Below are 13,244 nucleotides of genomic sequence, written 5' to 3'. Positions count from 1 at the left end.
GTTTCCCGGCATTTCCGGGCGTTACTGCCGGGCTTCCCCTGAGCAGTGGACATGCGCTTACATCGTTCCCACCGGCAGTTCGGTCTGCTCCAGACCGCGCCCGGAAAAACGAATTCCACTCCCCAGAAAGTAGCTCCCATGAAACTGCACCAGCCCCTGCTAAGCGTCGCGGCCGCCGTCGTACTTGCGCTGACGGTGACCGGCTGCGGCGGCAGTGCCCAAGCGGGAGACCAGAAAGCCGGCCAACCAGCCGGTCAACCGGAAATCAGAGTGCTCCGCTACCAAGGCTCGGCCAACAACGTCGGCCTCCCCGAACTGGCTGCGGACCTCGGTTACCTGGGTGACATCAAACTCAATTGGTTAGGCAACACCATCAGCGGTCCCCAGGACATCCAGTCGGCGGCCACTAACCAGACCGACTTCGGCGGAGCGTTCGCCGGAGCCGTGGTGAAGCTGATTGAGGCAGGGGCTCCGGTGACCGCCGTCGTGAACTACTACGGCGAAGACGCCAGGACCTTCAACGGCTTCTACGTCAAGGCGGACAGCCCCATCAAAACCGCCAGGGACCTCATCGGCAAGAAGATCGCAGTCAACACCCTGGGAGCCCATTCCGAAGCCGTCATCAACACCTACCTCAGCAAGAACGGCCTCAGCCAGGACGAAATCAAGCAAGTACAACTGGAAGTGCTCGCGCCCAACGACACCGAAGAAGCGATCCGCCGCGGCCAAGTGGACGTCGGAAGCCTGGGCGGGGTCCTGCAGGACCATGCGGTTGCCGCCGGTGGACTGCGCTCCCTCTTCAACGACTATGAACTCTTCGGCACCTTCGCCGGCGGACAGTACGTGCTCCGCAACGACTTCATCGAGAAGAACCCCAACACGGCGCGGACCTTTGCAACGGGCGTGGCCAAGGCCATCAAATGGGAGACCGAGACGCCGCGCGACCAAGTGATCGCGCGCTTCAAGAAGATAATCGACGCCCGCGGACGCAATGAGAGCACCGCGAACCTGCAGTACTGGAAGAGCCCCGGAGTACCCGACAACGGTGTGATCAAGGACGAGGATTTCAGCCGCTGGTCCGCCTGGCTGAAGAGCTCGGGGATTGTCAAGAACGATCTCGCACCGTCGAAGTACTACACCAACAAATTCAACGATCTCGCATCAAGCACCCCTACCCCAAGCACCGCGAAGGGATAGTGATGACCGCCAAAATCAGCCTCCGCAATGTCACCAAGCAATTCGCCGTCCGCCCCGGCAAGGGCTCCAAGGGCGCCAAGCGCTTCCAGGCCTCCAAGACCGGCGCGAAAGACCCCACTACGCTCACCGCCCTCGACTCTTTGAGCCTCGACGTGCGCGACGGCGAATTCCTCACCTTGGTGGGGCCCAGCGGTTCCGGCAAGACCACCTTGCTGGACCTCCTGGCTGGCCTGTCCACGCCCACCTCTGGCGAGGTATTGGTGGACGGCCAGCCCGTGACGGGTCCCGGGAAGGACCGTGCCGTGGTTTTCCAGCAGTACGCGCTCTTTCCCTGGCGCACGGCGTCGGCCAATGTGTCGATCGGGCTTGAAGGCAAGGGCACGGACGGGCGCAAGCTCAATCGCCGCGAACGTGCCGCCAAGGCAAGCGAATACCTCAAACTGGTTGGCCTGGCCGGCTTCGAGGACCGTTTCCCCCATGAGCTCTCGGGCGGCATGAAGCAGCGAGTGGCCATTGCCCGGAGCCTCGCCTATGAGCCCGATGTGCTCCTCATGGACGAACCCTTCGCCGCGTTGGACGCCCAGACGCGTGAACAACTCCAGGACGAGCTCCTGCGGATCTGGCGGGCCACGGGAAAGACGATCGTGTTCATCACCCACGGCATCGACGAGGCCGTGTACCTGGGGCAGCGCGTCGCCGTCCTCAGCGCCCGGCCCGGACGGCTCAAGGAAATCGTGGACGTGGACATCCCGGACCGCGGCGGCGAGGACGACATCCGCTCGCACCCCGCCTTCGTCGAACAACGGCACAAGGTCTGGACCTTGTTGCACGACGAAGTCCGCGTGGCCCAGGACGCCGGGCATCGCAAGATCCTGCCGGACGGCACGGCCCCGGATGAAGTTCCGGGAACAACTCTCGAAAGGAGCGCAGCCTGATGACCACAACACTCGCGCAACAGCCCGCGGCGAGCGCCGCACCCAAGCAACCTCCCGCCGTCGGGCACTCCGGTCCTGTTGAGGCGAGGCGTCGGCGCACGACGGCGATACCCGCCTTTGTGCGGACCGCCGCCGCGCGCGCCGGTTCCGGCCTGTGGAAGGCCGCAGGGATCATCGCTTTCCTGGCTCTCTGGGAACTCGGGCCGACATATCTGGCCAGCCCGTCAACCCGGGTATTCCTGCCGCCCTTGCACGAGGTCCTAGCAGCGTGGGGCAAGCTGTTCGAATCCGGCACCATCCAGGGGCATCTGGCCGCGAGCCTCACCCGTTCGGTGTCGGGTTTCGGCGCGGCCCTCGTGGCTGGCGTGTCCCTCGGTCTGCTGATCGCCTGGTACGGACGGCTCAATTCGGTGCTGAACCCGCTCCTGGAACTGTTCCGCAACACTGCCGCGCTTGCACTGCTGCCTGTTTTCACACTGCTGCTGGGGATCGGCGAAGAGTCCAAGATCAGCATCGTGGCGTATGCGGCGTTCTTTCCGGTCCTGCTGAACACGATCGCGGGCGTGAAGACCGTGGATCCGCTGCTCATCCGGGCCGCGAAATCGCTCGGCCTCTCGAGCCTCGCGCTGTTCCGCAAGGTGATTCTGCCCTCCGCGGTGCCCACCATTTTCACGGGAATCCGCATGGCCGGCACGGCTTCCATTTTGGTGTTGATCGCCGCCGAAATGGTGGGAGCGAAGGCGGGGCTCGGCTACCTGATCGTGAACGCCCAGAGCAGCTTCCTTATCCCGGACATGTACGCCGGCATTCTCACGGTGTCCCTTCTGGGTTTGGCCGTGAATTTCCTTCTTGTCGCCCTGGAGCGGCATTTCTCCCGCTGGCGGACCGCCGTCGGGTCCGGGTCCTGACCATCAACCCACCTATCCCGTAAGTCCCTAGAGAGTCACAACAGAAAAGGAACAAAAAATGTCCGTCATCACCGAAACAAAGTTGGAATTTGCCAAGCTCGGATCCCGCATCGGCGCCGAAATCCGCGGCTTCGACCTCAGCGGCGATCTCGCCCCGGAAACCGTGGCGCAAATCCGGGCCGCGCTCAACGAACACAAGGCCCTCGTTTTCCGGGAGGCCAACATTCTCAGCGACGAGGCCCAGGTGAAATTCGCCAGCCACTTTGGCCCGCTCACCACGGCGCATCCTACCGTGGCCTCCGTGGAGGGCGAAGAGAACGTCCTGCCCGTGGACAGCGAGAACGGTTCCGCCAACAACTGGCACACCGACGTCACGTTCGTGGTCAACCCGCCGCAGGCTTCGACCCTGCGCAGCATCGACCTTCCGTCGTATGGAGGCGAAACCCTGATCGCCTCTTCGGCGGGAGCGTACGCGGACCTGCCGGACGAGCTCCGGAACTTCGCGGACACGCTCTGGGCGATCCACACCAACGATTACGACTACTCGGTGCCGAAAAACCTGGAACATGAGAACGCCGATGAGCGCCGCAAGGAGTTCACCCGCATCAAATTCGAAACCGCCCACCCCGTGGTGCGTGTCCACCCCCTGACCGGCGAGCGCGGATTGTTCATTGGGGGCTTCGCGCAGCGTCTTCGGATCGTCGGGCTATCGAATACGGAGTCGAAGGACATCATCCGCTTGCTGCAGGCCTACGTCACCCGTCCGGAGAACGTGGTGCGCGTGAACTGGGAACCGAACCAGTTGGTGCTCTTCGACAACCGCATCACCCAGCACTACGCCCCCGACAACTACGACGGCCAGCCGCGCAAGCTCAACCGCGTGACCATTGCCGGCGACATCCCGGTGGGAGTGGACGGCAAACAGAGCCAATCGATCCAGGGTGACTCGTCAGCGTATTCCCCGACGTCGGGGGCCCACGTCGTCGCGCCGCTGTAGTAGCACGCGTGTGTTGCTGTAGCTGTCGTAACCCAACTAACTCGCATTTATTGTCGTTTTCAGGGCTCATAACGACATCTAATGCGAGTTAGTTGGGCTTAACGGGCTTAGGGGAGCTTGCTGCCCCGCGCAGCCACCCACAGGCCATACCACTCGGTCCGCGTCATGGCTGCGGCAACTGCGGCAGCATCCGCGCAGGCAGCGATCCGCGCGGGGTTGGAACTGCCCAGCACCGGGGAAATACGTGCCGGATGCTTCATGAGCCACCCCAACAAGACGGCCTCAGGAGTGACACCCTTTGCTTCCGCGAACTGGGCGACAAGAGCGGCAGTCGCAGTGTCCGCGGCAGTCGGGAATACCGGCGTCGAGCCCGTGTACCGGCCCTGGGCGAGGGAACCATAGGCCTGCAGCTCAATCCCCTGGCCGACGCAGTGTTCCAAAGTGCCGTGCGGGAAACTGTAGCCGAGGGCGTCGTCGTGGTTGACCAGGACAGTGCTCTCGAGCCAGGCCCGCCGGTGCAGGCTCATTTCCAGCTGGTTGGCGACGATCGGCACCTCCAGCTGGTCCTGCAGGAAGGTGATCTGCGCGCCGGACATGTTGGACACGCCCAATTGGCGCACCTTGCCTTCCGCCATGAGCTGCCCGACGGCGGACGCCACCTCTGCGGGTTCCATCAAGGGGTCGGGGCGGTGAAGCAGAAGCACGTCGACGTAGTCGGTCCGCAACCGTTCCAGGCTTCCATTGACCCGTTCCAGGATGGCGTCCTTGCTGAGGTCGTAATGTCCGTCGACGCCGGGCTGGCCTAGCCGGATTCCGCACTTGGTCTGGAGCTGGATTTTCTCCCGCAGCCCTGGCGTCCCGGCCAGGACTTCACCGAAGACTGCCTCGGACTTGCCGCTCCGGTAGATGTCGGCGTGGTCGAAAAGGGCGATCCCGATGCCCATGGCGGCTTCGATCGCGGCCGCGGCCTGATCAACTTCGGCAGCCGCGTATTCGCCGCCCTCCCAAGAACCTCCGAGGCCCATGCAGCCATAGATGAGCCGGCCGGACGCGATTTTGCTTTTTGCAGTCATTTTCAAACTCTTTCACATGCAACTGACCCGCAGTTGTTGTCGTTTACAGCCTTCAAAACGACATTAACTGCGGGCCAGTTGGGTCAGCGGTCAGCGGTCAGGGACTAGACAATCCAGGCCGTGGTGTTTGCCGGGAGCTTGCCGCCGTCGAGCGGTGCGCTGCTCACGACGACGGTGCCTTCCGGAAGTGCCACCGGTTCGGTGCCGAAGTTGGTCACCGACTGCCAGCCGTTAGGCCGCGAGAAGTGCAGCACCGACTCATTGCTCGAGGGGATCCATTCAAGGTCCTCGGCCGCCCGCAGCTCCGAACGCAGTTCCAGGGCCGTGCGGTACAGCTCCAGGGTGGAGCCGGGAACGTTGTCCTGCGCCTCCACGGCGTAGCCGGCAAACCATTCAGGCTGTGGCAAGTGGGCATGTCCGTCGCCGAAGCCGAACGACGAACCTTCACTGGTCCACGGCAGCGGGACACGGCAACCGTCGCGGCCGACGTCGACTCCCGGGTTGCGGAAGAACGCGGGGTCCTGGCGCTGGCCGGCCACGATGTCGCCGACTTCCTGCAATCCAAGTTCCTCGCCCTGGTACAGGTACGCGGAGCCCGGCAGGGCGAACATCAGCAGCGACGCGGCGCGGGCACGGCGCAGGCCGAGCTCGGCGTCGACGTCGGCGGCCGAACCGCCGTCGAGCAGCCATTGCTTGCCGTCCTGGCCCAAGCCGTCACGGCCGCCACCCGCGGGCAAACCGTAGCGGGTCGCGTGCCGGACGACGTCGTGGTTGGAGAAGACCCAGGTCGAGGAAGCACCGGATGCCGCGGCCTCGCCGAGGTTCTTGGTGATGATCGTTCGGAACTGTTCGGCGTCGAAATCGGCCTGGAGGAGGTCGAAGTTGAAAGCCTGGCCCAGTCCTTCGGGGCTTGCGTAGCGGGCGCGGCGGTCTGCGTGGACCCACGCTTCCGCGACGGCCGTCCGGGGCGGGTTGTACTCGTTGAAGACCTTTCGCCACTCGGCGTAGATTTCGTGCACCTCGTCGCGGTCCCAGAACGGGTGGGCGCCCAAAGCGTTGTCGCCTTCCTTGGGCAGCTCGGTCTTGGAGGGCAGAACCTCCGGCAGGTCCTTCGTGAGGGCATGGGCAACGTCGATTCGGAAGCCGTCCACGCCACGGTCGGACCAGAAGCGCAGGGTCTTCAGGAAGTCCTCGCGGACCTCGGGGTTGTCCCAGTTGAAGTCCGGCTGCTCCTTGGTGAAGATGTGCATGTACCACTGTCCGGGGGTGCCATCCGGTTCGGTGATGCGCTCCCAGGCCGGGCCGCCGAAGATCGAGTCCCAGTCGGCCGGGGGAAGTTCGCCGTTTTCGCCCAGGCCGTCGCGGAAGATGTAGCGTTCACGGGCTGCCGAGCCCTTCGGGGACGCCAGCGCCTCCTTGAACCATTCGTGCCGGTCCGAGGAGTGGTTCGGGACGATGTCCGCGATCAACTTGATGCCCGCGGCGTGCAGGGCGGCCGCCATCTCATCGAAGTCGGCCAGGGTGCCCAGCTTGGGGTCCACGTTGCGGTAGTCGTCGACGTCGTAGCCACCGTCAGCAAGGGCCGAGGGGTAGAACGGGCTCAACCAGACGGCGTCAATGCCGAGGGACAACAGGAACGGAACCTTGGCGGTAATGCCCTTGATGTCGCCCAGGCCGTCGCCGTTCGCATCGGAGAAGCTGCGCGGGTAGATCTGGTAGACAGCCGCTTGGCGCCACCAGTTGGGATCGGCCATGCGCTCGGAGTCGGTGTGAGTTGCCATGGTGACGGTGGAGGACAAAGGGAATCCTGTTCTGTGTCGACGCTTCGATGGATGGGACTTTTATTTAGAATCTAAATTTAGTACCTCAAGTATTATGTGACGCATACCTACAGGAGGTCAACAGCCATGGCTGAAATCGCGACTGCCACGCCGCAGATGCTCCGGCGGTTCAACGCGGCCACCGTGCTCGGAGCCATCCGTTCCTCCAACGCCGTGACCGTTTCGGAGCTGATGGACGCCACCGGCCTGACCCGTGCCACCACCATTTCCGTGTGTGAAGACCTCATGGCCCGGGGCTGGATCCGCGAGCTGGAAAACCAGCGCGATTTCGGCGCCTACCAGAAGGGGCGCCCCGCGCGGCGCTTCGAGCTCGACGAAAGCGCCGGCTGCGTCCTGGGAATCGACGTCGGCGTCCTCAAGACCACCGTAGTCGTGGCCGATCTGCGCGGCAGGACCGTCGGACGGGCCAGCGGGCCATTTCGCGCCAGGGAGATCGAAGCGGAGGAACGGATCCGCGTCATCAGCCAAACCGCGCTGCTCGCCCTCGAGGCTGCCGGAGTGGCACCGGACAAGGTCCTTGCGGTGACGGTCGGGCTAGCCGCCCCGGTGGGCCGCGACGGAAATATCCTCGTCAGCCAGCCGTTCTGGAGCCTGTTCGACGTCGGCCTGAAGAAGGCCCTGCACGACCTGCACGGATGGGCGGTAATGCTGGAGAACGATGCCAACTTGGCCGCATTGGGCGAATGTTGGCGCGGCGCCGGCAGCGGCGTCCAGGACCTGGCCGTGCTCCTGGCCGGTGAGCGTTTCGGTGCGGGCCTGGTGGAATCCGGCAGGCTGCTGCACGGTACTGCCGGGGGCGCGGGTGAAATGGCCTATTTGGACATGGTGGAGGGTGTCGGATCGGCGGACGGCCTCGCTGCACTCGCCAGGCTGTGGGCGGCGGAAGCCGTGGCGGGAAAGTCGAAAACGACGCTGCGGACGGCAGCCCCGCCGGACCGCGAGGTGACCGCCCAACACGTCTTCGCCGCAGCTGCCCAGGGTGACAAAGTTGCGCTGGACATCCTGGACCGGCTCTCGGACCGGCTGGCCCGCGTGGTCTCCACGGTGGCCATCTTGCTCAACCCGGAGCTCGTGGTAATCGGCGGCGCGGTGGCAGATTCGGCGTCGGTCCTCCTAGAGCCGGCCGCCCGGAAGCTGGCTAGCTACACCGCTACTCCCCCGCGGTTGGCAGCGTCCCCCTTGGGCGATGCGATCGTGGGCATCGGCGCGGTGCGCCACGCACTGGACCACGTGGAGAAGAACTCTTTGGATCTGGTGTTGCGGCGCGCGTAGGGCCTTCGGAGGCTAGTCCGGCATCGCCATGGTGCGGAGGTCGAGCTGGCGCAGCACCCGGTCCGCCACCTCGGGATCCATCCCCGGTTCGCTCCGCGCCGCGACCACTTCCTGGCGCGCGGCGTCGAGGGCTATGGTCTGGACCGCGATCGCCAGTTCCCTGCCGCGTTGGCGCTTTTCAGCGTCCGACTCATTCTTCAACGTCCCGTCGAGCAGCTCGGCATGCAGGCGGGTCATCTTTTCCTTGACGAGGGCCACCTTGTCCGCCGGCAGCTCCTTCATCAGATCGTGTTCCTTGAGCGCAGAGATTGCAGCAGTCTGGGCGCGTTTGGCCAAGAGCCGCGCGGCATCCTTTTCGTGTGAACCGTCTTCGGACGCCTTGAGCACGCGCATGAGCCACGGAAGGGTCAGCCCCGGCAGCACCAGGGTGGCCAGCAGTACGGCGCAGGCGATGACCAGGATCTCGTGCCGGGCAGGGAAGTCACTGCCGTCCGCAATAGTCAGCGGAAGGGCCAAGGCGAGTGCTAGCGTCGCGAGCCCGCGCATGCCGCACCAGGTCAGGATGAGGACCTCCTTGGGGGAAGTGGGCTGCAGCAGGTTCTTCCGCTTGCGGGCCGAGATTGCCAAAAGCCCGAGCCAGGCGAAACGGACAACGAAGACGAGCACGCAGACCGCCACGGCCGGGCCAATCATGCCGTAAATCGCTGCGCCCTCGTCCCGGATCACATGCCGGATCTCCAAACCCACAAGGCCGAATGCCAGGCCCGTAGCAAGGAGTTCCACCACATCCCAGAAGGCGGTGCGGGTAACGCGCTCGGCCGCATCCTGCGACCGCGCGTGCCGCTGTGTCTCGAGGGCCGTGACGACGACGGCGATCACCCCCGAAGCATGCAGCTCTTCAGCCAGGATGTATGCAGCGAAGGGAATCACCAAGGTCACGGCACTTCGGGCCACCATGGAGGTGACCAGCTTGGTGATCAGCCTCGTCAACCAGCCCATCGCAATGCCCACAATGACGGCAAGGGCGGCACCGATGACGAATTGGAGCACGACGCCGGCCCCCAGCCTGGTGCCTGAAACCGTCGCCGCCACCGCGGCCTGGAAGATCACGATCGCGGCAGCGTCGTTGAACAGGCCTTCGCTCTGCAGCACGGTGATGAGCCTGCGCGGCATGTGGACGCGGCCGGCAACGGATTCAACCGCGACGGGGTCCGGCGGAGCCACCATGGCGCCCAGTGCGATCGCCGCAGGAATGCCGATCCCTGGAATCATGAGCCACGTGGCTCCGGCAACGGCCGCCGTCGAAACGACCACGAGTGCCACCGCCATGAGCAGAAGCGTCCGCCAACGGACCCGGAAGACCGCCCAGGAACTTTTCTGGGCGGTCGCGAAGAGCAGCGGAGGGAGGAAGATCGGGAGGATCAGTTCAGGCGCAAGCTCAAAGTCCGGGAAGCCCGGGATGAAGGTCATCGCCGCAGCCAGCAACAGCATCAGCACCGGGTACGGGAGCCGCAAGCGGTCCCCCAAGCCCACGGCCACGACCGTTGCAAGCAGCAATCCAACAATGAGTGCCAACTGGTCCATGTTCCCGATTTCCTCAGACGTCGTAGTGGCAGCGTCCCGGGCATTGCCTCGGGACTAGCCCTACCAACATATCCCGACGACATGCGGTCCCGGCCCGGCTCCGGGCCCGGCAGCGTGTGGCTAGGACACGGTAAGGGCCTCCACCACAGGCACCGAGCCGTCCCTGAACTCGATGGTGCGGCGGACAGTCTCGGGCAGTTCCAGGACGGCGGCAGCCACTAGGGCAACATTGGCCCGCGAAGTTTCGGTCCCGGTGCCCGGATCCGCGGGGCTTACCTCAATGAGCGCAGACCCAGGATTGCTGGTCAGTGCGCCCGGGCCAAGGATCGTCCAGTCGAGGTCAGTCGCACGCAGATACTCGTCCGCCGCGGCCTTGGCATCCGCGTAGGCGTAGAAGCTGTTGTCCTCGGGAACGCCATGGCCGGGTCCTGCGCCGAAGTAGGACACCATCACATAGCGGGCCACGCCCGTTTGCGCCGCGGCATCCATCGAGCGGATGGCGGCGTCTCTGTCCACTGCATACGTACGGTGCGGATTGCCTCCGCCTGCCCCGGCGGACCACACCACCGCGTCGTGGCCGTCAAGTGCAGAGGCGATCTCCGCCGTCGTCGAATTCTCGACGTCGAGTACTACCGGGGCGGCACCCGTCACCTCGACGTCGGGCGCGTGTTCCGGATTGCGGATGAAGGAGGTGACCGAGTGACCTTCGTTGCTCAGGATGCGGGACAGTTGCAAGGCCACCTTGCCGTGGCCGCCGATGATTGCGATTCGACTCATGGACCCATTCTGTCCCAGTGGTCAAGTGCGTGGTCAAGCCCCTCAGACACGGTGGATAAATTCTCGAAAAACGGTCTCCGCGCATTTGCAGAGCACATTGCCGAATTCGTCAATTCTCGGGATAAATATGACTACTAATTACTAAGCAGACTTAGTTTAGTAACAATCACACCTCCCCGCCCGAGGGCTGGCAGTCCAGGCTCCTGCAAGCACCCGCCCCCTGTCGAAGACGCCTTGCGAGTGTTTGACCGGCAGCCCGGAATAAAAGCGAGTGGCACCCACTCGTGTAGAGCGAATTCCCCATTCCTACACTCAAATTACCTGCAGCAGGAAAAAGGAAATATCTCTTTCACAAATCTCACTGATGGATTTATCAAAACGGGTTCATACATCCCTTTGATGGATTTATCAAAGTAGATGGATCGAGGGATTCCTCAGTGCTGCGCATTTAAGCAAAAGGGTCTCAATAAGCGCCATCCCCTGCGCCTGCGTATCACTTCCCGGGCCAGCCAACCGACCGGCCCCAGAAACGATGAATTACGGGGATCCGACATGTATCAACAGGACTACAGACACAGCGGGATCAGCGGAGGCAACGTCCTCGCCCTGATATCCGCGGGGGTAAGAACACTCACGAGGTACAAGGCGTCAATAGCCGCCTGGGCGATCGTGGCGGTGGTGGCCATCGCGGCCGTGACGATGCAGAACTACGCACAGGTACTTGCGCCTGCAGGCACGAGCGCCGCACTTGCCCCGCAGGTCGGCTCGGGAGCCGGTATTGCCGCGCCTTCGCCGGCCGCTGCCAGTCCGACGCCGGCTGCCAGTTCCACGCCTGCAGCCACTCAGGCGCCAGTACAGACGCAGGCACCGGCCGCCGTCGCGCCGTCAGCGCCCGCAGCGGCGCCGGCCGCAGCTCCACCCGCTCCTGCTCCTGCTCCTGCTCCTGCTCCTGCTCCTGCTCCTGACACGAACGCCTACACGGTGGTCAGCGGCGACACTGTTGGCTCCATAGCCGCCAGGTTCGGCGTCGACGTCAACGGGATGCTGGCAGCCAATGGGCTCAGCGCCTATTCCGTCATCGTGCCCGGCCAGGTGCTAAAGCTGACAGGGCCGCCGGTTGCCGCGGCCCCCGCCCCTGCACCTGCCCCCGCTCCGGCGCCAGCGCCAGCAGCCGCCCCAGCTCCCGCTCCGGCGGTGCGGACCATTTATGTTGCGGGCTCAGGCGGCCAGGCGGCCGTGGACAGTTGCATTGGCCCGATCCATTTCACCCCCACGGACGCCTACTCGCTGTTCATTACCGAACATGATTTCTGCGGGGGGTGGGCACAATTCTCGGGTATCGGCGTCGGCGAGACCGTGAGCATCCCCGGCTATGGCACGTACACAGTGACGGCGCGTGGCCAGGTGCCTCAAGGCGGGACCACCAACAACGTCGCAGCGGTATTCGGCGGATTTCCTCGGGCGGTATTGCAAACATGCATCCCGGGCACCAACCAGATGCTCGTCATCGCACTGAACTGAGTGCGGTCAGGACGGCAGGCCCGCGGAATTCAGCGTCGTAAAACAGAAGCAGGCCAGAAGCTGAACGCTCCTGGCCTGCTTCTGTGAGGGTGGGAGGTTCGATCTCCCCACCAGACCTCGCTCAACAGCCTTCATTTTGGGAGACTGGATCAAGACCTGAGATTGGGGCGAACTTGGACGGACAACAATGGATCTGGGTTGCGACAGTGCTGGTCGTCGCGGCGGTAGTAGCCATTGTCATGGCCTTTGGACGCCGGTGAGAGCCGCCCGTTGATCGCGAATGCGTCCAGGGCCTGGCCTTTCCGGACGGGCTCCGGTATCGCGGCCCGGTAGCGACTGTCTCTCAGGGCGCAACAACTTCGGGTACTTCCGCTTCTTGTGCCACAGCACGAGCAGGTGAAGAGAACACATCAGCACAACCGTGATGCCAACGAAGACCACAAGGTCAATGAGATAGCGGCCAAAATCCACGAGCAAGGATGCCTTTCGGTCCGGACAACCTCCTGATCGTAGCTGGAGATAGCCCACAGACGAAACGGCCCGCTACACGGTGAACCTCAAGGAAACACTAAGAAAAGATCAAGATTCACTTAAGACTGCCCGCTCGGGCGCCAAACGCTTATGGGAGAATCTGTTTGTTCTCAAGCACGTAAGTCGCTGGCCAAGATCTTCGAGAAGCGCCGCCACCTGAGGATTGGGGGACACTCAAGTGGCGGCGCCTCTAAAAACTATCGGCCGGTCGGACGCGCTCTCAGCTTTTCGACAGGATCTTTACGAAATCTTTACGGCAAGTGCCCAGCAGACTTGCGGGCTTCGATCAGGACCATGGGCAGGCTTTGCTGGCCGCCGGAAGGGCGATTTCTTCGATCCGCATCTGGCTCGGTGCGACACCCCGGAAACGAAAAAGTCCCCACCTTTGAACTGGACTTTCAAAGTAGCGGTGGGGAGGCTCGATTCACCCCCAGAAATCCCCATTATCGAACCGGCCCGTTCCAGGTCACTCGGTTTTCCCTCAATGCTGTCAGGACGACAGAGCCTGTCCTCATGGTCACCGAGGCTTAGGCGGATAATCCGCCCCTTTACCGGCCCTTCGCAGATGAGCGTGGTTAGGGCCGTCTGACGCCTAGGGCAGGAGCGTG

Annotated in this window: 10 protein-coding genes; 6 read left to right on the top strand and 4 right to left on the bottom strand. The window is 63.7% G+C overall.

Features of this window, described 5'->3' with window-relative positions; translation table 11 throughout:
- Positions 1–138 precede the first annotated feature (138 nt).
- The 4 genes from AC4CS3_RS16290 to AC4CS3_RS16275 are packed head-to-tail and all read left to right on the top strand — an operon-like array spanning position 139 to position 4,037.
- On the top strand, positions 139–1,197 hold the full coding sequence (locus AC4CS3_RS16290) for an ABC transporter substrate-binding protein (RefSeq protein WP_490784349.1): 1,059 nt from the start codon (positions 139–141) through the stop codon (positions 1,195–1,197).
- A gap of 2 nt (positions 1,198–1,199) precedes the next feature.
- On the top strand, positions 1,200–2,132 hold the full coding sequence (locus AC4CS3_RS16285; protein WP_490784348.1) for an ABC transporter ATP-binding protein: 933 nt from the start codon (positions 1,200–1,202) through the stop codon (positions 2,130–2,132).
- Positions 2,132–3,040, top strand: coding sequence for an ABC transporter permease (locus AC4CS3_RS16280; protein ID WP_490784347.1), 909 nt, complete (start codon positions 2,132–2,134; stop codon positions 3,038–3,040). The genes AC4CS3_RS16285 and AC4CS3_RS16280 overlap by 1 nt, the downstream gene beginning before the upstream one ends.
- Before the next feature lie 58 nt (positions 3,041–3,098).
- On the top strand, positions 3,099–4,037 hold the full coding sequence (locus AC4CS3_RS16275) for a TauD/TfdA dioxygenase family protein (RefSeq protein ID WP_490784346.1): 939 nt from the start codon (positions 3,099–3,101) through the stop codon (positions 4,035–4,037).
- Between the two features lie 107 nt (positions 4,038–4,144).
- Here the strand turns inward: AC4CS3_RS16275 and AC4CS3_RS16270 are convergent, their stop codons facing one another.
- Positions 4,145–5,110, bottom strand: coding sequence for an aldo/keto reductase (locus tag AC4CS3_RS16270; protein WP_490784345.1), 966 nt, complete (start codon positions 5,108–5,110; stop codon positions 4,145–4,147).
- A gap of 104 nt (positions 5,111–5,214) precedes the next feature.
- On the bottom strand, positions 5,215–6,909 hold the full coding sequence (locus tag AC4CS3_RS16265) for a glycoside hydrolase family 13 protein (protein WP_490784344.1): 1,695 nt from the start codon (positions 6,907–6,909) through the stop codon (positions 5,215–5,217).
- A gap of 108 nt (positions 6,910–7,017) precedes the next feature.
- Here AC4CS3_RS16265 and AC4CS3_RS16260 point away from each other — a divergent pair, with 108 nt between their 5' ends.
- Complete coding sequence (locus tag AC4CS3_RS16260) at positions 7,018–8,223, top strand: ROK family transcriptional regulator (RefSeq protein WP_490784343.1); 1,206 nt, start codon at positions 7,018–7,020, stop codon at positions 8,221–8,223.
- 12 nt (positions 8,224–8,235) lie between these two features.
- Here AC4CS3_RS16260 and AC4CS3_RS16255 read toward each other — a convergent pair whose 3' ends face one another.
- Together AC4CS3_RS16255 and AC4CS3_RS16250 are read right to left on the bottom strand one after the other, a co-directional pair.
- Positions 8,236–9,807: a Na+/H+ antiporter gene (locus tag AC4CS3_RS16255; protein ID WP_490784342.1), complete on the bottom strand. Its 1,572-nt coding sequence runs from the start codon at positions 9,805–9,807 to the stop codon at positions 8,236–8,238.
- A gap of 120 nt (positions 9,808–9,927) precedes the next feature.
- On the bottom strand, positions 9,928–10,584 hold the full coding sequence (locus AC4CS3_RS16250; RefSeq protein WP_490784341.1) for an SDR family oxidoreductase: 657 nt from the start codon (positions 10,582–10,584) through the stop codon (positions 9,928–9,930).
- Between the two features lie 552 nt (positions 10,585–11,136).
- On the opposite strand from AC4CS3_RS16250, the gene AC4CS3_RS16245 reads away from it, so the two are divergent.
- Positions 11,137–12,105 carry a LysM peptidoglycan-binding domain-containing protein gene (locus AC4CS3_RS16245; protein ID WP_490784340.1) on the top strand — a complete coding sequence of 323 codons (969 nt, stop codon included), beginning with the start codon at positions 11,137–11,139 and terminating at the stop codon, positions 12,103–12,105.
- The last annotated feature ends 1,139 nt before the right edge of the window (positions 12,106–13,244 follow it).

This window comes from Arthrobacter sp. SE2 (assembly GCF_058244265.1).
Note: the sequence above shows the minus strand (reverse complement) of the source record. Positions and strands in the feature narration are given on the sequence as shown.